The 21,894-nt window shown below is 72.0% G+C and carries 22 protein-coding genes; 13 read left to right on the top strand and 9 right to left on the bottom strand.

All coding sequences use genetic code 11. The features are described from left to right. Positions 1 to 80 precede the first annotated feature (80 nt). Together ACVW2K_RS03850 and ACVW2K_RS03845 are read left to right on the top strand one after the other, a co-directional pair. The gene (locus ACVW2K_RS03850; protein WP_457201610.1) at positions 81 to 2,387 is read left to right on the top strand and encodes a transglycosylase domain-containing protein; all 2,307 of its coding nucleotides are present in this window, start codon (positions 81 to 83) and stop codon (positions 2,385 to 2,387) included. Then, positions 2,388 to 3,833, top strand: a complete 1,446-nt coding sequence (locus ACVW2K_RS03845; protein WP_457201609.1) for a glycosyltransferase family 87 protein — start codon at positions 2,388 to 2,390, stop codon at positions 3,831 to 3,833. On the opposite strand, the gene ACVW2K_RS03840 is transcribed toward ACVW2K_RS03845, so the two are convergent. Both ACVW2K_RS03840 and ACVW2K_RS03835 read right to left on the bottom strand, forming a co-directional pair. Continuing rightward, a complete protein-coding gene (locus tag ACVW2K_RS03840) occupies positions 3,794 to 4,849 on the bottom strand; it encodes an alanine racemase (protein WP_457201608.1) in 1,056 nt (351 codons plus the stop codon). The two genes, ACVW2K_RS03845 and ACVW2K_RS03840, sit on opposite strands and share 40 nt — an antisense overlap. Then, positions 4,846 to 5,982, bottom strand: coding sequence for a lipid II:glycine glycyltransferase FemX (locus tag ACVW2K_RS03835; protein ID WP_028637862.1), 1,137 nt, complete (start codon positions 5,980 to 5,982; stop codon positions 4,846 to 4,848). The genes ACVW2K_RS03840 and ACVW2K_RS03835 overlap by 4 nt, the downstream gene beginning before the upstream one ends. 166 nt (positions 5,983 to 6,148) lie before the next feature. On the opposite strand from ACVW2K_RS03835, the gene ACVW2K_RS03830 reads away from it, so the two are divergent. The 5 genes from ACVW2K_RS03830 to ACVW2K_RS03810 all read left to right on the top strand — a co-directional run bounded on the left by ACVW2K_RS03830 (position 6,149) and on the right by ACVW2K_RS03810 (position 11,669). Then, entirely contained in the window at positions 6,149 to 6,778 is a 630-nt protein-coding gene (locus tag ACVW2K_RS03830; protein WP_457201607.1) for an RNA polymerase sigma factor, read from the top strand. 67 nt (positions 6,779 to 6,845) lie between these two features. Further along, a complete protein-coding gene (locus ACVW2K_RS03825; RefSeq protein ID WP_457201606.1) occupies positions 6,846 to 7,307 on the top strand; it encodes a hypothetical protein in 462 nt (153 codons plus the stop codon). Between the two features lie 235 nt (positions 7,308 to 7,542). Continuing rightward, positions 7,543 to 8,886: a S8/S53 family peptidase gene (locus tag ACVW2K_RS03820; RefSeq protein WP_457201605.1), complete on the top strand. Its 1,344-nt coding sequence runs from the start codon at positions 7,543 to 7,545 to the stop codon at positions 8,884 to 8,886. A 7-nt stretch (positions 8,887 to 8,893) separates the two neighbouring features. Beyond that, positions 8,894 to 11,335, top strand: coding sequence for a CHAT domain-containing protein (locus tag ACVW2K_RS03815; RefSeq protein ID WP_457201604.1), 2,442 nt, complete (start codon positions 8,894 to 8,896; stop codon positions 11,333 to 11,335). Positions 11,336 to 11,372: 37 nt separating this feature from the next. After that, the gene (locus ACVW2K_RS03810; protein ID WP_457201603.1) at positions 11,373 to 11,669 is read left to right on the top strand and encodes a hypothetical protein; all 297 of its coding nucleotides are present in this window, start codon (positions 11,373 to 11,375) and stop codon (positions 11,667 to 11,669) included. A 20-nt stretch (positions 11,670 to 11,689) separates the two neighbouring features. Here the strand turns inward: ACVW2K_RS03810 and ACVW2K_RS03805 are convergent, their stop codons facing one another. Next, positions 11,690 to 12,103 (bottom strand): VOC family protein, encoded by a 414-nt coding sequence (locus tag ACVW2K_RS03805; RefSeq protein ID WP_457201602.1) that lies wholly within the window; start codon positions 12,101 to 12,103, stop codon positions 11,690 to 11,692. Continuing rightward, on the bottom strand, positions 12,100 to 12,897 hold the full coding sequence (locus ACVW2K_RS03800; protein ID WP_457201601.1) for a deoxyribonuclease IV: 798 nt from the start codon (positions 12,895 to 12,897) through the stop codon (positions 12,100 to 12,102). Before ACVW2K_RS03800 ends, ACVW2K_RS03805 begins: the two co-directional genes overlap by 4 nt. Before the next feature lie 236 nt (positions 12,898 to 13,133). On the opposite strand from ACVW2K_RS03800, the gene rpsF reads away from it, so the two are divergent. The 4 genes from rpsF (at position 13,134) to rplI (ending at position 14,988) form a co-directional block, all read left to right on the top strand. Further along, the gene (rpsF, locus tag ACVW2K_RS03795) at positions 13,134 to 13,424 is read left to right on the top strand and encodes a 30S ribosomal protein S6 (RefSeq protein ID WP_028637857.1); all 291 of its coding nucleotides are present in this window, start codon (positions 13,134 to 13,136) and stop codon (positions 13,422 to 13,424) included. Between the two features lie 111 nt (positions 13,425 to 13,535). Then, on the top strand, positions 13,536 to 14,087 hold the full coding sequence (locus ACVW2K_RS03790; RefSeq protein WP_028637856.1) for a single-stranded DNA-binding protein: 552 nt from the start codon (positions 13,536 to 13,538) through the stop codon (positions 14,085 to 14,087). 203 nt (positions 14,088 to 14,290) lie between these two features. Then, positions 14,291 to 14,527: a 30S ribosomal protein S18 gene (rpsR, locus tag ACVW2K_RS03785; RefSeq protein ID WP_028637855.1), complete on the top strand. Its 237-nt coding sequence runs from the start codon at positions 14,291 to 14,293 to the stop codon at positions 14,525 to 14,527. Positions 14,528 to 14,541: 14 nt separating this feature from the next. Beyond that, positions 14,542 to 14,988: a 50S ribosomal protein L9 gene (gene rplI / locus ACVW2K_RS03780; protein ID WP_457201600.1), complete on the top strand. Its 447-nt coding sequence runs from the start codon at positions 14,542 to 14,544 to the stop codon at positions 14,986 to 14,988. A 208-nt stretch (positions 14,989 to 15,196) separates the two neighbouring features. Here the strand turns inward: rplI and ACVW2K_RS03775 are convergent, their stop codons facing one another. The 3 genes from ACVW2K_RS03775 to ACVW2K_RS03765 all read right to left on the bottom strand — a co-directional run bounded on the left by ACVW2K_RS03775 (position 15,197) and on the right by ACVW2K_RS03765 (position 18,315). Then, a complete protein-coding gene (locus ACVW2K_RS03775; RefSeq protein WP_457201599.1) occupies positions 15,197 to 16,357 on the bottom strand; it encodes a hypothetical protein in 1,161 nt (386 codons plus the stop codon). Between the two features lie 78 nt (positions 16,358 to 16,435). Beyond that, positions 16,436 to 16,972, bottom strand: a complete 537-nt coding sequence (locus tag ACVW2K_RS03770; protein WP_457201598.1) for a hypothetical protein — start codon at positions 16,970 to 16,972, stop codon at positions 16,436 to 16,438. After that, entirely contained in the window at positions 16,969 to 18,315 is a 1,347-nt protein-coding gene (locus ACVW2K_RS03765) for an MATE family efflux transporter (protein WP_457201597.1), read from the bottom strand. The genes ACVW2K_RS03770 and ACVW2K_RS03765 overlap by 4 nt, the downstream gene beginning before the upstream one ends. 466 nt (positions 18,316 to 18,781) lie before the next feature. Between ACVW2K_RS03765 and dnaB the strand changes: the two genes are divergently transcribed. Together dnaB and ACVW2K_RS03755 are read left to right on the top strand one after the other, a co-directional pair. Next, positions 18,782 to 20,197, top strand: coding sequence for a replicative DNA helicase (dnaB, locus tag ACVW2K_RS03760; protein ID WP_028637850.1), 1,416 nt, complete (start codon positions 18,782 to 18,784; stop codon positions 20,195 to 20,197). Continuing rightward, on the top strand, positions 20,197 to 20,592 hold the full coding sequence (locus ACVW2K_RS03755; protein ID WP_028637849.1) for a VOC family protein: 396 nt from the start codon (positions 20,197 to 20,199) through the stop codon (positions 20,590 to 20,592). Before dnaB ends, ACVW2K_RS03755 begins: the two co-directional genes overlap by 1 nt. On the opposite strand, the gene ACVW2K_RS03750 is transcribed toward ACVW2K_RS03755, so the two are convergent. Further along, positions 20,593 to 21,219, bottom strand: coding sequence for a class I SAM-dependent methyltransferase (locus tag ACVW2K_RS03750; protein ID WP_457201596.1), 627 nt, complete (start codon positions 21,217 to 21,219; stop codon positions 20,593 to 20,595). Beyond that, on the bottom strand, positions 21,216 to 21,869 hold the full coding sequence (locus tag ACVW2K_RS03745) for a TetR/AcrR family transcriptional regulator (protein WP_457201595.1): 654 nt from the start codon (positions 21,867 to 21,869) through the stop codon (positions 21,216 to 21,218). The genes ACVW2K_RS03750 and ACVW2K_RS03745 overlap by 4 nt, the downstream gene beginning before the upstream one ends. Between the last annotated feature and the right edge of the window lie 25 nt (positions 21,870 to 21,894).

Genomic DNA, 21,894 nt, shown 5'->3' with positions numbered 1-21,894 from the left:
CCGGGCGCCGTGTTGGGCCCGGTTGCCGGGTCCCCGTACCCTGACGTGGATCTCGACCTCGACCCGCGGAGCCAGCGACAGTGAGTGGTAAGCGCAGCGCGCCCAGCAAGTCCGCGGCGAAGCGACCCCGCACGCGCAAGCAGAAGGTGCTCCGGCTCGCCAAGTGGCTCGGGATCGCGTTCCTCGCCTTCGCGCTGGTCGCGGTGGGCGGGTTCGTCGTCCTCTACAAGATGATCGACATCCCGGACCCGAACCAGGACTTCCTCACCCAGACCTCGAAGATCTACTACGCCGACGGCAAGACCGAGCTCGGCGACTTCGCGGTCCAGAACCGCGACTCGATCACGCTCGAGGAGATGCCGGAGGACCTGCAGGACGCCGTCGTCGCGGCCGAGAACCGGACCTTCTGGACCGACAAGGGCATCGATCCCAAGGGCATCATCCGGGCCGCGTTCAGCAACGCGTCCGGCAACTCGACCCAGGGTGCGTCCACGATCACCCAGCAGTACGTGAAGATCCTGTACCTGAGCCAGGAGCGGTCCTACAAGCGCAAGGTCAAGGAAGCGATCCTGTCGCTGAAGGTCCAGCGCGAGCAGAGCAAGTCCGAGATCCTCCGGGGCTACCTCAACACCATCTACTTCGGCCGGGGTGCGTACGGCGTGCAGGCCGCCGCCCAGGCGTACTTCGACAAGGACGCCAAGGACCTGGACCTCAAGGAGTCGGCGGTCCTCGCCAGCGTCCTGAACAACCCGACCCACTTCGACCCGGCCAACGGCAAGCAGTCCAAACACGACCTGCACGAGCGCTACGACTACGTGCTCGACGGCATGGCGGACGCGGGCAACATCACCCAGGACGAAGCGGACAAGGCGAAGAAGCACCTGCCGAAGTTCCCGCCCGTCAAGGCCGACAGCCGGCTCGGTGGCCAGCGCGGCCACATGCTCACGATGGTCCGCGACGAGCTGCACCACCTCGGCTACAGCGACGAGCAGATCGACGGCGGAGGCCTCCGGGTCACCACGACCTTCACCCCCAAGGCGATGGACGCCGCCAAGCAGGGGGTCGTGGACGAGCGCCCCGAGGGCTTCGGCGACAAGCAGCTGCACATCGCGGTGGCGAGCGTCGAGCCCGGCACCGGCGCACTGCGCGGATTCTACGGCGGCCAGGACTACCTCGACTCCCAGATCAACTGGGCGGTGACCGGTGGCTCGCCGGGCTCCTCCTTCAAGCCGTTCGCGCTCGCGACCGGTCTGAAGGCGGGCTTCTCGCTCACGGACACCTTCGACGGGGACTCGCCGTACTACTACAACGGCGAGGGCACCGGTGACCGGGTGCGCAACGAGGGCTCGGGACCGGACGGCCTCGGCACCGACTACGGCTCCGCCGTCAGCCTCCTGTACGCCACCGAGGAGTCCATCAACACCGCGTACGCCGACCTGACCATGTCGATCCCGGACGGCCCGCAGAAGATCCTCGACACGGCGAACGCGGCGGGCATCCCGAAGTGGGACAAGTCCCAGTCCGGCTTCAACCACCTGCACACCAGCCCCGGCCTCGAGCCGATCTCCGGCATCGCCCTCGGATCGGCCACCGTCGCGCCCGTCAACATGGCCAACGCCTACGCCACGATCGCGAACGGCGGCGAGGCGGCCGACGTGCACGTGATCGAGAAGGTCGTCGACGAGCAGGGCGGCCACAACTACACGTGGAAGCAGCACACCACCCCGGCGTTCGACGCGGACGACGAGCAGATGAACAGCGACATCGCCGCGGACACCTCCTACGCGCTGCAGCAGGTGGTGAAGAGCGGCACCGGCCAGAACGCCCTCGCGCTGGGCCGTCCGGCGGCGGGCAAGACCGGGACGGCGACCAACGGCGACGACGAGGTCTCGTCCTCGTGGTTCGTGGGGTACACGCCGCAGCTGGCGACCGCGGTCATGTACGTCCGGGGCAAGGGCAACGAGCAGCTCGACGGATGGCTGCCGTCGTACTTCGGCGCCGACTACCCGACCCGCACCTGGACCGCCGTGATGCGCGCGGACATGGAGGGCCTGCCCGTGGAGGAGTTCCCGCTGGCGGCGAACCTCGACGGCGAGGCGCCGGACACCGGGCACGAGCCGGCTCCGCCGCCGCCGACGAGGACCAGGACCGCGCAGCCGTCCAGCACGCCGTCCACCCAGACGTCGTCGGCGCCGCCGTCCTCGCAGAGCCCGAGCGAGTCGCCGACCGAGTCGCCGTCGGACAGCTGTGGCCTGCTCGGCTGCGGCTCGTCGTCGAGCACCCCGTCGCCCTCCGACACCGCGAGCTCGCCCACGGGCAGCCCGTCGGGGCCCGGGGGCGGACACACCAGGGGCCGGCGCGGCCGGCGGCGTACCCCGGTGGCCTGAGTGTCGCCGGCGCGGGGTGACTGGGTCGATCCCACGTCGGACGATCCCGTCGTCGGTGCGCTGAGCGAGGGGGTGGGCGGCCCGGCCGGCCCACGCGCCGCGCGGCACCCGTGGTGGACGCCGGTGCGGGTGGTGCTGGCGATGACCGCGGTCGTCATGGCGCTCGGGATGTGGCAGAAGACGAACTGCTACGACGACACGTGGCAGGACGGCAACGCCCGCTACACCCACATGTGCTACTCGGACCTGCCGTACCTCTACACCGGCCGCGGCTTCGCGGAGCTCAGCTGGCCCTACAGCGACGACCCGCAGACGCGGGCGCGCTACGAGGTGATGGAGTACCCCGTCGGCATCGCCTACTGGGCGTACGGCGCCGCGTGGGTGACGCACTGGCTCAACGGCTCGCCCGACATCGAGCCGCGGTACTCCCAGTCGGTCGGCGACCTGTCGGGGACGGCGCCGGTGCTGCGCGAGATGCGGATCTTCGTGATCGTGAACGCGCTCGGGTTCGCCGCGCTGACGCTGCTCGCGGCGTGGCTGCTCGCGGGCGTCAACCGCCGGCGGCCGTGGGACGCGGCCGCCTTCGCGCTGTCACCGGCGCTGCTGCTGACGGGCCTCGTGAACTGGGACCTGGTCGCGGTCGTGTTCGTCGCCGGCGCGCTCTGGGCGTGGCGTCGGGAGAAACCACTGCTCACCGGCGTACTGATCGGGCTCGGGACGGCGGCCAAGCTCTACCCGCTGTTCCTGCTCGGCGGGATCCTGGTCATCTGCCTGCGCCAGCGCCGGATGCGCGAGCTCGGGCTCGCCACGCTCGGGGCGGCTGCGGCCTGGGTGCTGGCCAACGCGCCGGCGTACCTCTCCGGGCCGGCGGAGTGGAAGGTCTTCTGGACCTTCAACTCCGACCGCGGTGCGGACCTCGGCTCGGTGTGGCTCGTGGTCCAGCAGGCGATGGAGCGCACCGGCGACCCGTTCGCGTTCGAGCCGCACACGATCAACGTCGGGTCCTGGCTGTTCTTCGGGGCGTGGTGCATCGGCGTGCTGGTCCTCGGGCTCACCTCGCCGTCGACGCCGCGGCTGGCCCAGCTCGGGTTCCTCGTGGTGGCCGGCTTCCTGGTCGTGAACAAGGTGTACTCGCCGCAGTACGTGCTGTGGCTGCTGCCGCTCGCGGTCCTGGCGCGGCCGCGCTGGCGGGACCTGATCATCTGGCAGGCCGGTGAGGTGCTCTACTTCGCGGCGGTCTGGTGGTACCTCGGCGGCTTCCTCGCACCCGCGTCCGGCGGCGACTCGGGCTTCTACTGGGCCGCGATCCTGATCCGGGTCGCCTGCGAGCTGTGGCTGGTGGCGATGGTGGTCCGCGACATCTGGCGACCCCGTCACGACCCGGTCCGGGCGGCGGAGTGGGAGCCTCAGCTCAGGACGACGCGGTCGAACGCCGTGGCGGTGTAGCGCACCCGCACGTCCACCTCGTCGCCGACCGCGGGCACCCGCGCGCCGTGTGGGAGGAACAGCATGGAGGCCTGCATGTGCGGGGGCTCCGCGAACAGCCGTTGCTTGCCGTCGATCGAGAACGGCGAGCGCACGAAGCCGGCCGCGTCCAGGCCACCGCGCGCGAGCGTCGCGGCACGGGCCTTGATCGAGGCGTCGCCGGTGGGCGCCTCGAGGCCGATCCCGTGCGCCGTGCCGCCGCTGACGACGAGGATGTGCCCGGCCTTGGGCGCGGTGCGGTGCCGGTAGCCGTAGGAGTCGCCGCGCTCGACCTCGTGCACGTCGAGCACGGTCGCGGTCACCCGCAGCGCCCCGCGGTCCCCGAGCCAGAGGTCCGTGCCGACCCGCGGCCGGAAGGTCAGGTCGGGGTACGCCGAGCGCAGCTCCCCGAGCTCGGCCGCGCTGAGGTGGCTGACCCAGATGGTCTCGAGCGGCAGCTCGGCGGCGACCACGTCGTTGACCAGCCGGCGCACCTCGGTCAGGTGCGCCCCGTGGGCGAGGGGCAGGTGCAGCGCGACGCCCTCGACCTTCGCGCCCGGGCGCGCGGCGACCTCGCGGGCCGCGGCCCAGAGACCGCGCGCGGTCATGCCGTGGCGGAGCATGCTGGTCTCGCGCTCGAGGATGAACCGGGCGTCGGGCTGCCGGTCGAGCAGGTCGGTGACGTCCTCGGTGCGGCTGACGGTGTGGACGACCCGCCCGGCGATCGCGGGGTTGACGTCGAGAGCGGCGCCGAACGGCCGCCACGGCGTGAGCACCAGCAGGCTGCCGTCGTACCGCCCGGCGACCTCCGGGAGCTCGTCGTAGGTGCCGACGGCGAGGGTGTCGAGACCCAGCCACCCGGCCTTGCGGGCCAGCCGGCCGAGGCCGAAGCCGTAGCCGTTGCCCTTCGCGACCGGGACCAGGCCGGGAGTGGCGTCGGCGCAGGCGCGCAGGTGGCGGCGCCAGCGGTCGCCGTCGACCGTCAGGGTGAGGCTCATCCACGCCGCCGCATGTAGAGGTCGAAGGCCCGGTAGAGCGGCTTGCTGAGCGGCAGGTCCCACTCGCCGACGTACTCGACCGCCTCGCCGCCGGTGCCGACCTTGAACTGGATCAGGCCCAGGTGCGGGTCGTCGGAGGCCAGGGTGTCGGTGATCCCGCGGAGGTCGTAGACGTCCGCGCCCGCGGCGATCGCGGCCCGGATCATCGCCCACTGCACGGCGTTCGAGCCGCGGACCTCCCGCTTCTCGGTGGAGGAGGCGCCGTAGGAGTACCACGCGTGCGCGCCGACCCGGATCGCGATCGTCGCGGCGACGAGGGTGCCCTCGTGCCGGGCGGTGTGCAGGACGATCCGGTCGGGGTCCTCGGCGGCCAGCGCCTTGACCATGGTGGTGAAGTACGACAGCGGCCGAGGCGTGAAGTGGTCGCGCTCGGCGGTGTGCACGTAGAGGTCGTGGAAGGACTTGAGCTCCGGCTCGATCGCGACGCCGGCGTACGCCGCGGTCTCGACGCCCTCCTTGGCGGCCTTCTTGATGTTGCGGCGCCACTGCTGGTTCATGCCCGCCAGCACGTCGTCCTCGGTGCGGCCGGAGAGCGGGACCTGGAAGACGTACTGGGGCTGGCCCGCCGCGAACCCGCCCTCGGCCGCCTGCGGTCGCCAGCCCAGCTCGGTGAGCTGGGAGACCACCCGGGCGCCGGCACTGGAGCGCTCCGTGGGCGCCAGCTCGCCGAGCCGGCGTACGGCGTCGTCGGCGATGCCCTCCTTGACCGTCGCGGCGTCCCACCGGCGGGTCACCACCGGCGGGCCCATCCGGACGCCGAACGCCCCGCGCTCCTTGAGGTACGCCGCCATCGGGGCCAGCCAGGCGGCAAGGTCCTCGTCGTCCCAGTCCAGGTCCGGGCCCTCGGGGAGGTAGGCGAGGTAGCGCTTCAGGCGGGGCAGCTGCCGGTAGAGGACCAGGCCGACGCCAGTGAGCTCGCCGCCGCGGAAGAAGCCGATCGACTCGTGCCGCCACTCCGACTTCACCCGGCCCCAGGCCGGGGTCTGGAGGAAGCTGACCGAGCGCCTGGCCCGGATGTGCTCCAGGTGGTCGCTCGCGGAGATCTCGCGGACGCTGAGCTCTGGCCGGGGCACCGTCCGAGGTTATCCAATGGCCGGTCTCACCCGGACCGGGCGATGCCGGTCCAGACCGGTCGGCGGAAGATTCCGGTGACCAGGTATCAGGATCGGCCCCCGGAACCTCCTCCATGCCGTGATCCTGATCGAGAGACATGTCCAGCATCGGGGAGCGGCGCGACACGTGAGCAGAGCAGGCTCGGCCCGGCCGGTGGGTGGCGGCGATCGCCCCGACGGCGTCTCGGCGCGCGCCGGCGAGGTCTGGGGCCAGGCGACCGCCGGCTTCAACCGCTGGGTCGCGGGCGACCCTGCCGGGCTCGACGACCTGGTGGCCGTGATGACGCCGGTGCTGTGGCACGTGGTGCGGTCCTACCGGCTCTCGGAGTCGGCGGCCGAGGACGTCGTGCAGTCGACCTGGCTCGCGCTGGTGCGCCGGCGGTCCTCGATCGTCGACTCCGTCGCGATCGGCGGCTGGCTGACCACGACCGCGCGTCGCGAGGCGTGGCGGGTGGCGCAGGGTGACGGCCGCACCACCCCCGTCGCCGACCAGGACCTCGAGCCACGCATCCCGGCGGCGCGGTCCGCCGAGGAGGCCGCGGTGCAGCACGACGAGGGCGACCGGATCTGGGCGGCCGTGGACGGCCTGCCCGAGCGGTGCCGCCGGCTGCTGCGGATCGTCGCGTTCGAGAACCGGCCGGACTACCGTGAGCTGGCGTCCGACCTGGGCATGCCGGTCGGCAGCATCGGCCCCACCCGGGGCCGGTGCCTGGCGAAGCTGCGGGTCGCCCTGATGCAGACGGGGGAGTTCAAGTGATCCACCCCATGAAGTTCTCGTCCTCCCCCGCTGCGCTCCTCCGTCCGACAACTTCGAGGGGACCCCGATGAGCGAGCTGAGCAGGGACGCCCTCCTGGGCATCGTCCGTGACGTGTGGGAGCGGCACGACCCGGTGCCCGACCACCTGGTGGCGACCATGCAGGCCGCCGCCGCGATCGCTGCCTCCGACCTGGACGTGGAGCTGATGGAGCTCGTGGAGCGGGCGACCGAGCTGGTCGGCGCGCGCGGGTCCACGTCGTACACGCTCCGCTTCGTGCACGGCGACACCGACCTGCTGCTGCGCGTCGCGGTCGACGGCGTCCGGTCCCGCGTCGACGGCTGGGTGGTCCCGCCCGAGCCGATGACGGTCCGGGCGCTGCCCGGCGACAATCCGACCGACTGGTCGTCGGTCGTCACCGACACCGGACGCTTCGAGCTCACCGACCTGCCGCTCGGACTGCTGCGGCTGAGGCTCGAACCGCACGACACCACCCGTCCGGCGTTCGCGACGCCGACGTTCGAGATCTAGAGGAGCCATGGTCCAGCAGCAGCCCGAGCCCAAGCGTCCTGCCCGCAAGCCCCTCGACCGCGACCCCTCGCCGCCGCGGCCGTCCGCGATCGCCACCGTCGAGGGACGGATCCTGGACCCGGCCACCGCGATCACGGTCAAGGGCGTCACCCCGCGACCGACCGTGTACGTCGGTCCGCGGCTCGTGATCTCGAAGTCCGTCGACTTCGAGGGCGCGATGCGGGTTCTCCGCGCCGTGGCCGCACCGCTCGGCTGGGACGTCGAGCCGGAGCCGGAGGATCCGCGAACGGTGAGCCTGAGGTTCGGCGTCCGGCCGGTCCGCCTGGTCGTGGCCTCCGACCGCGCCACTATCGCCCCCGACGGCTGGACCCTCCTTCAGCAGACGCGCGCCCAGTTCGGGGTGGAGTCGGTTCGCGGCGTCGGGCTCGACCACGTCGTGTTCGTCAGCCCGTTCAACGAGTCCCACCCCTTCAACGAGAGCCACCCGTTCAACGAATCGCACCCTTTCAACGAGAGCCACCCGGCTGAGGGCGGCTACCGGCCCATGAGTACCTACGGCATCCCGGGGAGCGGAGGTCGACAGCCGGTCGCCTACGTCGGACCACCACCGCGGCGACGCAGGGCCGCTGCGCTACCGGGACGTCGACCGGTCGTGGCGCTCCTCGACACGGGCTGCGCTCCACATCCGTGGCTCGACGACGTCGTCCAGACCGACGTCACCCTCGATGGGCACTCCATCGGGTTCGACGATCCGGCGACCGATCCGGATCTTCACGGTGACCTCGTGGGCGACCTCGACGGGATGATCGATCCGTTGTCGGGGCACGGCACCTTCATCGCGGGCATCGTGCACCAAGCGTGCCCTGATGCCGACATCCTGTCGTGGCGGATCGTGCCGTCCGCGGGCCCGATCGCGGAGTCTGACTGGATCGTTGCGCTGTCGCAGATCGCGGAGCTCGTGCGCCGCGACCGGGCAGGCGAGGCCGGCGGGCGACGGATCGACGTACTCAGCCTCTCGCTCGGCTACTACCACGAGACCCCGGAAGACCTGCTGTTCGATCCGACGCTGTACGCCATTCTCGCCGACCTGTCCGCGAACGGGACCGTCGTCGTGTGCTCGGCCGGAAATGACGCGACGAGCCGACCGAGCTTTCCGGCCGCGTTCGCACCGTGGGCCGACGGGAGCGGTCCGGTGCCCGTCGAGGCCGCACGTCCGCCCATCGTCTCCGTCGGAGCCACGAACCCCAACGGCTGCTCCGACGCCTTGTTCAGCAACGCTGGGCCGTGGGTTCGCGCGTACGTTCCGGGCGCCGCAGTGATGAGCACGATGCCGGCGTTCCAAGGGGGGCTCCTTCCGGTGGCGAGGACACACGCGTTCGGCCGGTTGCGCGAGTCGATCGACCCGGACGACTTCCGCGGTGGCTTCGGGGTCTGGAGTGGGACGTCGTTCGCGGCGCCGCTCCTGGCCGGCGCCATCGCCGCGCGACTTCTCGAGACGGCTCAGGACGACGAGGATCTGGCCACCGTCATCGGTCGCGCCTGGGCGTGCGTCGCGGAGTTGACCGACATCACGCCATAGTGAGCGGGTGCGATCGGCGGAGGAGCTGCACCTTCAAGGGATGGTCGCGGTCAACGCCGGGCGGCTCGGTCAGGCACAGCGCCTGCTCGCGACTGCCCGGGAGCGCACGATGGATCCCGCCCTGCTCGCTCGTATCGATGCGACGGCGGCCTACGTCGCCGCTGACACGCAAGATCCCGACGTCGCCCTGCGGCTCCTGGACCGAGCTCTGAACGAGGAGCAGTTGCGGGGTCAGCATCGAGGGGTGCTGCTGTGCCAGCGCGCCCTCATCCTGCGGCGGACCGGCAACGCGATCAGCGCTCTGGACGCGTTCGGTCAGGCCATCGAGCTGTTGGCCGAGGCGCCTCTGGATCTCGCGAAGGCTCAGCTGAATCGAGGGACCGTCCACCTGGATCGTGGTGACCCGCAGTCTGCTGCGAGCGACTTCGAGTCCGCGGCGGCGAACTACAACCTGACGGGCGACGCGATCGCGCGCGCGAAGGCCGAGCACAACCTCGGCTACGCCCGCTTCCTCGCCGGAGACCTCGTCGGCGCCCTCAGGGCGATGGAGCAGGCGCACGTGGTGCTCGAACCGGTGAGCCCCGTCGTCAAGGCCACCTGTGAGCAGGATCGTGCCGAGGTCCTGCTCGCCGCGGGCCTGGTCAGCGAAGGGGTTCGTCTCCTGCATCGAGCGGCTGCGGACTACGGTCGGCGACGGATGCGACAACGTCAGGCGGAGGCAGAGCTCGCGCTGGCGATCAATGTCCAGCCATTCGACGCCCGGGTCGCCCTCACCGCGGCCAGGAGCGCCCGCCGGCGATTCCGGGCGTTGTCGTCGGACGTGTGGAGGGCGCGCGCCGAGGCACAGGTGGTGGCGGCGGAGGTATCGCTGGGAGGCACCGCTCCTCGGCTGGTTGCGACCGCAGATGCTGTCGCCGAGGAGCTGAGCGGGCTGGGACTGCCGTGGCGGGTCCGGTCGGCAGAGCTCGACGCGATTCGGGTGCTCGCCCGACGCGCAGACCTTGACGGAGCAGCGGTCCGACTGGGCGCTCCGATGGGGACAGCGGCGCCCCTGGCGCTGCGCATCGACGACTGCGACGTCCGCGCGGAGGTCGACGTCGCGCGGGGCCGCCCGACACGGGCTCTCGAGCACCTCCGGACGGGGCTGACGGCTCTGCACTCCTGGCAGAGCTCGTTCGGATCCCTCGACCTGCAGACCGGCGTGGCCGGGCACGGCGTACGTCTCGCGGCGCGTGGTCTCGCCCTGGCCGTCGAGTCGCCGAGGCTGGACGTGCTGTTCGAGTGGTCGGAGCGGGCGCGGATGCTCGCCAGCCGGGTGCAGCCGGTGCGGGCGCCGGAGGACGAGCAGATCGTGGCGGACCTCGCCGAGCTGCGCGAGATGGCCGCCGAGGGAGGACAGCGCGACCCCGAGCGCGAGGCCGAGCTGCGGCAACGGGTGCGGGAGCGGGCCTGGCAGCACGGGGGCTCGGGCGAGGTCGCGGACCCGGTGACGCTCGACGCGCTGCGCCCGGTCCTCGACGGCGAGGCACTTGTGGCGTACGTCGTCGCGGCGGACCGCGTGGTCGCGCTGGTCGTCACCTCCGACGACGTGACCCGGGTCGACCTCGGCGGCCGGGCACAGGTCGACGCGCTCCTGGGCGGCCTCCTGCCGGACCTCGACATGGCGGCCGCCGAGCTGCCGGAGGCCATGGCCGGGTTCGTGCGAGCGGAGCTGGCCGGTCGGCTCGCCGCGATCGCGGCCACCCTCGTCGAGCCGCTGCTGGCAGCGGTCGGGGAGCGAGCGGTGGTCCTCACGCCGTCCGGGGTGCTCGCCGGGGTGCCGTGGACGTTGCTGCCCGGGTTCACCGGTCGTCCCGTCACGGTCGCGCAGTCGGCGACCAGCTGGCTGGCCCGGCGAACGACGCCGCTGCGCTCGACCACGGCCGGCCTCGTCGCCGGTCCGCGGGTCGCCCGTGCCGAGGACGAGGTCACCGCAGCCGCGAAGGAGTGGGACGGTGCGCGGATCCTGACCGGGGAGGTCGCGACCGCCGGCGCCGTCTCGGAGCTCGCGTCGACGGTCGACGTCCTCCACGTCGCCGCGCACGGCCGGCACAGCTCCGAGAACGCGATGTTCTCCGGCCTCCAGCTCGCCGACGGCCCGTGGTTCGGCTACGACATCGACCAGCTCCGCCAGGTGCCCGACGTCGTCCTGCTGTCCGCGTGCGAGGTCGGTCGCTCCACGGTCCGGTGGGGGGACGAGCTGATCGGCATGACGACCGCCTGGCTGCACGCGGGTGCGCGCCGCGTCATCGCCTCGGCGGCAGCCGTCAACGACCGGGCGGCGTACGACGTCCTCGTGACGGTCCACCAGCAGCTCGTCGCCGGGGTGGACCCGGCCGTCGCACTCGCCGCGGCGGTACCCGCGGTCTCGGCCGACACCGCCCCGGTGCCGCTCGTGTGCTTCGGCTGACCGGTATCAGGGCGGGTCGGGGTCGCTCCTCGAAGACATGCCCATCACGATCCAGCACCGCATCCTGCGTGACCCGAAGCCCGGCGAGATCGTGCGCCTGCCGGCCGGCAGTCGCCTCGAGGTTCGGTTCCGTCGCCGGGGGCTCGGCCTGAGCCGCTGGCAGGTCGAGGACCGGCCTGCGCACCTGGTGCCCCTCGACGTGGGGGACCACGGCTTCCACTTCCTGGTGTTCCGCGGGGAGGGCGAGGGGCCGCAGCCGCTCCGCCTGGTCCGCAGTCGGGTCGACCGACCCGGCTCGGGCGAGGTCAGGGACCTGCTGGTGCTCGTCGGCTGAGCAGCCGGGACCGTCGGCGCCTACAAGGAGAAGTGCTCAGGCGCGAGACTGCGCAGCACGCAGAACTCGTTGCCCTCGGGGTCGAGCATCACGACCCAGCTCTTGTCCGGCGGCGCGAGGTCGGTACGCCGGGCGCCGAGTGCCTCGAGCCGCGCCACCTCGGCGTCGCGGTCGGTGTCGACGGGGGAGATGTCGAGGTGCACCCGGTTCTTCACGACCTTCTCCTCGGGCACCCGCGCGAAGAAGATCGTCGGCGGGACCGGCCCGGAGCGGACCTCGGCGAGCAGCCGCGCGTCCTCGCGGCCGGCCGGTCCGATCTCCACGAGGTCGGGGTCCTCGTCGAGCACGACGTAGTCGAGGGCCGCGGCCCAGAACCGCGCGAGCGCGGCCGGGTCGGCGCAGTCGACGCTGAGCTCGGTGATCCGGGACGTCATCCGATCCGCTCCTCGAGCCAGTCGGCGTCGGCGCCGTGCTCTCCGGCACCGCCCGGCGTCTCGAGCACGACCGGCGCCCCGGCGTCCCGCACGACGGCGGCCAGCAGGTCGGGGTCGACCTTGCCGGCGCCGAGGTTCGCGTGCCGGTCGGCGCCGGAGTCGAACTCGTCGCGGCTGTCGTTGCAGTGCACCAGGTCGATCCGCCCGGTGCGGCTGCGGACGTCCTCGACCACGGTCTCCAGCGCGTTGCCGCCGGCGTGCGCGTGGCAGGTGTCCAGGCAGAAGCCGACCAGGTCGAACTGCTCGGTCGACGAGATCGCGTCGAACACCCGCCCGATCCGGTCCAGGTGGCGGGTCATCGCGTTGTCGCCGCCGGCGGTGTTCTCGATCAGCAGCGGCAGCTTGAGGTCGACCGCCTCGATCGCCTTGCGCCAGTTGTCGAAGCCCACCGCAGGGTCGTCGTCCTTGTTCACGTGGCCGCCGTGCACGATCAGGCCGCGGGCGCCGATCGCGGCGGCGGCGTCCACGTGCTGCTGGAGCAGCTTGCGGCTCGGGATCCGGATCCGGTTGTTCGTGGTCGCGACGTTCACGATGTACGGCGCGTGCACGTACAGCCCGATCCCGGCGGCCTCGGCGTCGGCACGCAGGCCGTCCGCGCCGCCGGCGTACCGGAACTCGGGGCCCTTGTACCCCTGCGGGTCGCCGAGGAAGAACTGCACGTGGGACATCCCGCGCGCCTGCGCCTCGGCGATCGGGTCGGTCTGGTCGACATGGGCGCCGATCGCGATGCTCATGCGGCCAGCCTAGGCGCCGCCTCCGACGTGGTCCCGACCCGCGGGACGCTGTCCACGCCTGCGTGGCAGCGATTGTGTGGGCGCGTCGTGGCGCTGTTAATCTTGGGCGTTCTCTGTTTCCGCGCCCACCGACGGGTGCTCGCAGGGGACCCGTGCGGCTCGCCGTACGGAATCGCATCGCCCTCCTGCCACGGAGAGTCCGTGGCCGCCCGAGTCCAGAGGAGGTGGAGACCGCTGTGCGTGCCTACGAAGTGATGGTCATCCTCGATCCCAGCATCGAAGAGCGGACCGTCGAGAGCTCTCTCGACAAGTACCTCAACGTCATCCGTACCGACGGTGGCACCGTCGAGTCCGTCGACGTGTGGGGCCGGCGTCGCCTGGCCTACGAGGTCAAGAAGAACGCCGAGGGCATCTACGCCGTCATCACGCTGAACGCCGAGCCGGCCACGGTCAAGGAGTTCGACCGCCAGCTCACCCTCAACGAGTCGATCCTGCGCACCAAGGTCATCCGGCCCGACGTGCACTGAGCCCCAGGACTCCGTCCTGTGGATCGGCCCTTCCGCCTGTCGGTGCGAGACGCAACGATGTGCGGACGTGGTCGGACGACTCTGATCAGAACCAAGCCTTAGGAGCTCTTCATGGCAGGCGAGACCGTCATCACGGTGGTCGGCAACCTCGTCGACGACCCGGAGCTGCGCTTCACCCCGTCGGGTGCAGCCGTGGCGAACTTCCGGATCGCGTCGACGCCGCGCACCTTCGACCGTCAGACCAACGAGTGGAAGGACGGCGACGCGCTGTTCCTCTCCTGCTCGGTGTGGCGGCAGGCCGCGGAGAACGTCGCCGAGTCCCTGCAGCGCGGCATGCGCGTGATCGTGCAGGGCCGCCTCAAGCAGCGCTCCTACGAGACCCGCGAGGGCGAGAAGCGCACGGTCATCGAGCTCGAGGTCGACGAGGTCGGTCCCGCGCTCGCGTTCGCGACCGCCAAGGTCACCCGCGCCTCCCGCTCGGGCGGCGGGGGTGGCTACTCCGGCGGCGGCGGGCAGTCCCGTCCGCAGTCCGGTGGCGGCAACGACCCGTGGGCGACGCCCGCTGCCTCCCAGGGTGGCGGCGCTCCGTCCGGCGGCCAGGCTCCCGCGGGCAACGACCCGTGGGGCGCCCCGGGCGCCGGCTCGGACGAGCCGCCGTTCTGAGTCGCCCGCCGGCTCGCGCCGAAGGCGCGAGGCGACGGATCGGCGGGCAGGTCGAGTAGCGCCGGGACTGAGCGAAGCGAAGTCCTGACGCGCGTATCGAGACCAGCTCGGTTCTGATCCACCACCAAGAAATCCGAACACCCTCAACCATTCCGGCACTCAACCCACTCGTGGGGCCGGGCTTCTAGAGAGGAAGCACCACAATGGCCAAGGCAGTGATTCGCAAGCCGAAGAAGAAGGTTTGCCAGTTCTGCAAGGAGAAGGCGACCGGTGTCGACTACAAGGACACCGCCCTGCTCCGCAAGTTCATCTCCGACCGCGGCAAGATCCGCGCGCGTCGGGTGACCGGCAACTGCGTCCAGCACCAGCGCGACGTGGCGACCGCCGTCAAGAACGCCCGCGAGGTGGCCCTGCTGCCCTACACGTCGACCGGTCGCTGAGAGGAGGCACGGAGATGAAGCTCATCCTGACCCAGGAGGTCACCGGTCTCGGTGCTCCCGGCGACGTCGTCGAGGTGAAGGACGGCTACGGCCGTAACTACCTCGTCCCGCGTGGCCTCGCGCTGCGCTGGACGCGTGGCGCGGAGAAGACCGTGGAGTCGATCAAGTCCGCCCGCGCCTCGCGCGCGGTCCGCGACCTCGACCACGCGGAGCAGATCAAGACCAAGCTCGAGGCCCAGCCGGTCAGCGTGAAGGTGCGCGCCGGCTCCGGCGGCCGCCTCTTCGGCGCCGTCACGGTCACCGAGATCGCCGGCGCCCTCGCCGACGCCTCGGGCGAGCAGGTCGACAAGCGCACGATCGTGGTCGAGAACCCGATCAAGTCGCTCGGCGCCCACGAGGTGTCGGTCAAGCTGCACGACGACGTGTCGGCCACGGTGGCCCTCAACGTCATCCCGGCCTGACCCCCGGAGCATCAGCTCCTGCAGCGCAGCGGCACCAGGCCGTCGACCCGTCCGACCCCGTCGGGCGGGTCGTCGCCATTTCCGGTGGCGCCACGATCGCTGTCACGCGGGGTTACCCTCGCTGTAGCGCCCGCATGAGCCGTGGGCAGCGTCCATGACCCCGCGTTGCAGCTGCGTGCCGCGCCGTGCCGCGCCGTACCGGGTACACCTAGCGCGCGGAGACGGCGTCCACCCGGACCGGCTTGCCGTGCGAGGCGACCCGCACCTGGAGGGTGCCGGCCAGCAGCCCGCTGATCGCGTCGCGCACCGCGTAGACCTTCAGCTTCGCGGGGTCCTTGCTGTGCAGGTCGACCGGGTACCACCGGCCCCGGCCCACGCGGATCTCCACCCGCCCGAGCTGCGGGCCGGCAGGGGCCAGCAGCTGGATCTCGCGGACGTTGCGGACCGGGAAGCTCAGCACCGCGCCGTACGTCGAGGTCTCGAGGTAGTCGCCCCCGAACCCGCCCGGGTCCCGGAACCGCCGCCAGTCGCCGCGGGACGCACGGTCGGCGTCACCGAGGGCCAGGTTGCGGGGCACGAAGAACTCCTGCACGAACGGTGACGGGTCGACGTTCCCGGCCGGGTCGACGGCCGCCGCGCTGAACCGCTTGCCGCCCGGCGTGAGGTTGCGGAGCGTGGTCAGCCCGTCGTTGCACGCGACCGCCTTGCCGTTGAGGCTGCAGCGGTACGACGTGCCCTGCGTGCTCTGCAGCCGCAGCTGCGCGCTCGGCTCGACCAGCATAGGCCCGTCGAAGCCGGACTCGTCGGGGTACGACGTACGCAGGAAGCCGAAGGTGTTCGGGGCCGTCGCGTCGGCGGTGAACACGAGCTGGGCGGGCGTCTGGTCGTGGTCGGGGGCGTCGGTGCTGCCCGTGTAGGGCCACGCGTCGGTGGTCAGGTCGTGCGCGTCGTCCGGGGTGTCGACCGCCCGCACCCGGAAGGTGTACGGCGTCGCGCCGTTCTCGGTGAGCCCGTCCTGGGTGAACGGCGAGGTGCACGACTGCCAGGTCGTCGGAGCGCTGACGGAGTCGTAGAACTGGCACTCGTAGCCGATCGCGTCGGTGTCGGCGTCCGGGTGGGCGCCGTGGAAGGCGATCGTCACGCTGGTCGAGCGGAGCCAGGGCGTGCTGAGCGTCGGGCTGTCGATCGTCGTCTCGGGCGGGACGGTGTCGTCGCAGCCGGCCCCGCTCGGCAGTCCGAGCGGACCGGTCGGCTGTCTCTCGCTGTAGCACGGGTCGGCCGCGTCGGCCGCGGGCGAGACGGCCACCAGTCCGGCGGCGATGGCGAGGACGACGGTGCCGATCGCGGCGGCACGACGGTACGCAGGCATGGACCCTCCCTGGATCTCAGACGGTGCTCCCACCCGCCCAACGGACCGTCTGCCCGCGGGGTACGTCGGCCAACCCGGTCAGCCCGTGCTGGTCTGGTCCACCGGCGGAACGGCCCACGGGCGGGCGGCGTAGCGGAACAGCAGCACGATGACCAGCACGATCGTGACCACGCCGAGCGTGAGCATCGCGCCGACGGCGCCGGGCTCGGCGGCGAGCACGACGGCCGGGGCGATCCCGGTGAGGACGACGAGGGTGCACGCGGTGCGCAGCCAGGCGCGCGCCCGGCGGTCCCCGGCCTCCTCCGCGAGCCGGGCGAGGGCCGCGCAGACGGTGCCGACCGCCGCGACCTGCGGCAGCGAGCCCGCCCACTCCAGCGACGCGTCGGTGTCGGCGAGCGCGTCCGGGACGGCCGGGAACCACAGGAAGACCGAGACGACGAGCGCCAGCCAGCACAGGAACCGCACGGCCCCGGGCCAGGGCAGGTTCGGCAGCCGGCGTACGCCGTGCAGGACCAGGGCCCACCCGACCGGGTCCGGCAGCAGGTCGTAACCGTCGAGCCGGGCGACGAGGGCCACGATCACCAGGCCCATCGCGACGGACTGGAGCGGCTTCACGGCGTCACCCTACGGGCGGGGCTGGCACCGGTGACCAGCCACGCGTCCCCGCGCTGGCGGTGCAGGAGCACGAGGAGCCGGGCGCCCATGAACACCGCGCAGAACGACACCCAGACCGCGACCAGGCCCGCGTCGGCGGCGCCGCAGGCGAGGGCCACCGGAGCGTAGGCGAGCAGGGTCACCAGGCCGGCCATCGCGAGGTAGCGTCCGTCGCCGGCACCGATCAGCACGCCGTCGAGGACGAACACGACGCCCGCGACCGGCTGCCCCAGGGCCGCGACGAGCAGCACCGGGACGAGCAGGTCGGAGACGTCGGGGTCACCGGTGAACAGGCGCCCCAGCACCGGGCTCGCGGCCGCCAGGAGCAGCCCGGTGACCACGCCGCTCACCGCGCCCCAGCGGACCATCCGGGTGGTGAGCTCGCGGGTCCCGGTGACGTCGCCGGCGCCCAGCGCCCGGCCGGTGATCGCCTGTGCGGCGATCGCGATCGCGTCGAGCACGAAGGCGAGGAACGTCCAGATCGTCATCGCGAGCTGGTGCGTCGCGAGGTCGACCTCCTGCTCCCGCGTGCCCGTCGCGCCGAGGGTGACGGCGTACGTCGTCACGAGCAGCGCGGCCCGGAGGGTCATGGTGCGGACCACGAGCGGGACGCCCGCGCGCCCGGCGGCCCGGATGCCGGGCAGGTCGGGCCGGAGCGACGCACCGTGCCGCCGCGCGGCCCGGACCACGACGACCACGAAGACGGTCGCGCTGGCGACCTGGGCGATCACCGAGCCGAGCGCGGAGCCGGCGATGCCGAGGCCCGCGGGATAGACGAGCACCAGGTTCAGGACGACGTTGAGGGCGTTGCCGCCGACCGCGACCGCGAGCGGCGTACGGGTGTCCTGCAGGCCGCGGAGCACGCCGGTCGCGGCGAGCATCAGCAGCAGCGGGACGGTGCCGAGGAACGCGATCCGCAGGTACGTCGCGGCCGGGCCGGTCACCTGCTCGGAAGCCCCGAACAGCTGCACGAGCGGCTCGGCCAGCGGCACGCCGAGGACGGTCACCGCCGTGCCGATGCCGACCGCCAGCCAGAGCCCGTCGATCCCGTGGGCGAGGGCGCCGCGCAGGTCGCCGGCCCCGAGGAACCGCGCCACGCTCGCCGTGGTCCCGTAGGCGAGGAAGATGCACACCCCGATCGCGGTCTGCAGCACGGCGGCGGCGATGCCGAGGCCGGCCAGCGGGGCCGTGCCCAGGTGACCGACGATGGCCGCGTCCGCGAGCAGGAACAGCGGCTCGGCCACCAGCGCCAGGAACGCCGGGACGGCGAGCCGGACGATCTCCCGGTCCCGGGCGTCGGCCACGGACCCTCCTAGTCATGGTAAGCAGTGTTCAAGCGTCCATGGTCGATACAGGACTAGTTATCAACATCTGTGGACAACGCTGGGAAAACTCGGTTGTCCACGGTAAGTCGACAAACCGCCAGATGGCCGCCAGGTGACCAGCACCTGAACGGGAATTCCTGCCCGGGTATTTTCGGTCCACACCTGTGAGCGAGCGTTTCCGCAGGTCAGCGCGGTGCGAGACCCGTGCCTGCGGGCTCTGTCCACAGAGCGCTCCCCAAGCTGTGCACAGCTGTCGGCGTGTCCTCCACGCCGATCCGCGGGTTATCCCCAAGGCACCCAGGGGGGTGTGGATACGGCACTGTCGCACACGGGCCCGGGCCACGTAGCGTCCGGCCCGTCGTCGGTCGGGTGTCGGTGGTCGTCTCTAGCCTCGGCGCTGCCGTAGTCGAACACATGATCGAGCAGGTCGGTCGAGGGGGCCAGGTTGAGCGTCGAGCAGGATGCACGGGGCGGTCCCGAGGCGTCGTACGACGACTGGGGGGACGGGCCGGCGGCGTACGCCCCCGGCGAGCGCCCCACCCGCCCGGGCGACCGCACGCCGCCGCAGGACATGGCCGCGGAGCAGTCCGTGCTCGGCGCGATGCTCATCTCCAAGGACGCGATCGCCGACGTCACGGAGACGATCCGCGGCGTCGACTTCTATCGGCCCGCGCATGAGACCGTCTACGACGCGATCCTCGACCTCTACGGCCGCGGCGAGCCGGTCGACATGGTCACCGTCGCCGCCGAGCTCCAGCGCCGTGGCGAGCTCCAGCGGATCGGCGGCGCGCCGTACCTCCACACGCTCTCGGCGAACGTGCCGATCGCCGCGAACGCCGGCTACTACGCCGAGATCGTCCGCGAGAAGGCGATCCTGCGCCGGCTGGTCGACGCGGGCACCAAGATCGTGCAGATCGGGTACGCCGGCGAGGGCCAGGTCGACGACATCGTCGACGAGGCGCAGGCCGAGGTCTACAAGATCACCGACAAGCGGTCGTCGGAGGACTACGCGCCGCTGAGCGACATCATGGACGGCGTCCTCGACGAGATCGAGGCGATCTCCAACCGCGAGGCCGGGCTGTACGGCGTGCCGACCGGCTTCGCCGATCTCGACGACCTGACCAACGGGCTGCACGCCGGCCAGATGATCATCGTCGCCGCGCGTCCGGCCATGGGCAAGTCGACCGTCGCGCTCGACTTCTGCCGGGCGGCGTCGATCGCGAACAACCTGACCTCGGCGTTCTTCAGCCTCGAGATGACGCGCTCGGAGATTACGATGCGGCTGCTCTCGGCCGAGGCGAAGGTGCCGCTGAACCACATCCGCAACGGCAACATGAACGACGACGACTGGGCCAAGCTGGCCCGCAAGATGGGCGAGGTGTCGTCGGCTCCGATGTTCATCGACGACTCGCCGAACATGACGATGATGGAGATCCGCGCGAAGGCGCGGCGGCTGAAGCAGAAGCACGACCTGCGGCTGATGGTCATCGACTACCTCCAGCTGATGACGTCGGGCAAGAAGGTCGAGTCCCGCCAGCTCGAGGTCTCGGAGTTCTCCCGCCAGATCAAGCTGCTGGCCAAGGAGCTCGGCATCCCGATCATCGCGCTGTCCCAGCTCAACCGTGGCCCCGAGCAGCGCGGCGACAAGCGCCCGATGATGAGCGACCTGCGCGAGTCCGGCTCGATCGAGCAGGACGCCGACATGGTGATCCTGCTGCACCGCGACGACGTCTACGAGAAGGAGTCGACCCGCCCCGGCGAGGCCGACCTGATCGTCGCCAAGCACCGCAACGGACCCACCCGCGACATCACCGTGGCCTTCCAGGGCCACTACTCCCGGTTCGTGGACATGGCGCACTGATGGCAGGACGTCCGCTCCAGATGCGCCTGGTCGTCGAGGTCGACGACTACGACGAGGCCGTGCGGTTCTACCGCGACGTGCTCGGCGCGACCGAGGAGCTGCAGGTGCACGGCGAGGGCGGCGAGAAGGTCACGATCCTCGACGTCGGCCGGGCCACGCTCGAGCTGTCCAACCGCGAGCAGGTCGAGATGATCGACGACGTCGAGGTCGGCAGCCGGGTGGCGCCGCGACTGCGGGTCGCGTTCGAGGTCGCCGACGTGGCGACCGCGACCGAGCGGCTCGTGGACGGCGGAGCGGAGCTGGTCGCGCCGCCGACCCGCACGCCGTGGGACTCGCTCAACGCACGGCTCGAGGCGCCGGCCGACCTGCAGCTCACGCTGTTCCAGGAGCTGTGATCACGCCGGCTTCGTCGCGTGGACCCGCTCGATCGACCCGGCCTTGAGCCGCTCGGACTCGACGAGCTCGAAGCCGGCCTCTGCCACGAGCGGGAGCTGGCGGCGGGTGAAGTACTCGCCCGCGGTCCGGCCGGTGACCTGCTCGAGCAGCCACTGCCCGGCGTACACCGGAGGCCAGGTGCTGCGGACGTGGTCGAGCAGCAGCAGCCGGCCGCCGGGGACGAGGACGCGGTGCATCTCCGCCAGCGCGCGGCGCGGGTCGGGGATCGTGCAGAGCCCGAGGCAGCAGACCACCGTGTCGAACGACGCGTCGTCGAACGGCAGCCGCTGGGCGTCGCCCTCGCGGAGGTCGACGTCCAACCGGAGCGAGGCGGAGTGCCGCCGGGCGATCGCCAGCATCTCCGGACTGAGCTCGACGCCGGTGACCGCGACCCCGGGCGGGTAGAGCCCGAGGTTCCGGCCGGTGCCGACGGCGACCTCGAGCAGCCGGCCCTGCGCGTGGGCGGCCAGCCACTCCCGGCCGCCGCCGAACCAGATCCGCTCGAAGAACGCGATCTGCCGGTCGTACGCCGGCGCCGCCTTGTCCCAGACGCGCCGCTGCCGCTCGGTCGGCGACTCGCCGGTCACGAGGCCGACTCGGTGAGCCGTCGGTCCAGTGCCGCGCGCGCCTGGTCGTACACCGCGAAGCTGCCGAGCAGCAGCGAGCGCAGGTTGGCCGAGTCGAGGTACGCCGCCAGGTCGAACGCGAGCTGGTCGGCGTCGACGTCGGCGCGGATCTCGCCGGCCGCCTGGGCCTCCGCGATCGTCCGCGCGATCAGTCCGAGCCACTCGGTGTCCGCCGCGGCCAGCGCGTCGTGCACCGGGCCCGGGCGGGCGGCGAACTCGTGCGTGGCGCGCGCGAAGAAGCAGCCACCGGGGAACCGGCGGTCGCTGGAGTAGTCCAGCCAGGCGTCCAGCAGCGCGCGCACCCGGCCGAGGCCGGGGGGCTCCCGGAGCGCCGGCTCGACGACGGCGGTGGCGAAGATCGCGCGGGCGGCCCGGATCGTGGCCAGTTGGAGCTGCTCCTTGCTGCCGAAGTGCGCGATCAGGCCGCTCTTGCTCATCGACAGCTCCGTCGCGAGCCGCCCGATCGAGAGCCCCTCGAGCCCGTCGACCGAGGCCACGTCGACCGCGCGGCCCAGCACCAGCCGTCGGGTGCGGTCCCCGCGGCGGACCCGGCCGTCGGTGTCGGCGGGGTCGGCGGTGGTGCCGGCGGCGTCGGCGAGCTGGTCGGTCATCGTCCCCAGCCTAGTGAGCGGCATC

Source organism: Nocardioides sp. HB32, assembly GCF_054058995.1.
This window is presented reverse-complemented; position numbering and strand designations above follow the sequence as displayed.

Coding starts and splice junctions, on each gene's coding strand:
- ACVW2K_RS03810 (WP_457201603.1), top strand. CDS start 11,373: ATGCCCATCACGATCCAGCACCGCATCCTGCGTGACCCGAAGCCCGGC.
- ACVW2K_RS03840 (WP_457201608.1), bottom strand. CDS start 4,849: ATGAGCCTCACCCTGACGGTCGACGGCGACCGCTGGCGCCGCCACCTG.
- rplI (WP_457201600.1), top strand. CDS start 14,542: ATGAAGCTCATCCTGACCCAGGAGGTCACCGGTCTCGGTGCTCCCGGC.
- ACVW2K_RS03775 (WP_457201599.1), bottom strand. CDS start 16,357: ATGCCTGCGTACCGTCGTGCCGCCGCGATCGGCACCGTCGTCCTCGCC.
- ACVW2K_RS03805 (WP_457201602.1), bottom strand. CDS start 12,103: ATGACGTCCCGGATCACCGAGCTCAGCGTCGACTGCGCCGACCCGGCC.
- rpsR (WP_028637855.1), top strand. CDS start 14,291: ATGGCCAAGGCAGTGATTCGCAAGCCGAAGAAGAAGGTTTGCCAGTTC.
- ACVW2K_RS03825 (WP_457201606.1), top strand. CDS start 6,846: ATGAGCGAGCTGAGCAGGGACGCCCTCCTGGGCATCGTCCGTGACGTG.
- ACVW2K_RS03755 (WP_028637849.1), top strand. CDS start 20,197: ATGGCAGGACGTCCGCTCCAGATGCGCCTGGTCGTCGAGGTCGACGAC.
- ACVW2K_RS03800 (WP_457201601.1), bottom strand. CDS start 12,897: ATGAGCATCGCGATCGGCGCCCATGTCGACCAGACCGACCCGATCGCC.
- ACVW2K_RS03745 (WP_457201595.1), bottom strand. CDS start 21,869: ATGACCGACCAGCTCGCCGACGCCGCCGGCACCACCGCCGACCCCGCC.
- ACVW2K_RS03790 (WP_028637856.1), top strand. CDS start 13,536: ATGGCAGGCGAGACCGTCATCACGGTGGTCGGCAACCTCGTCGACGAC.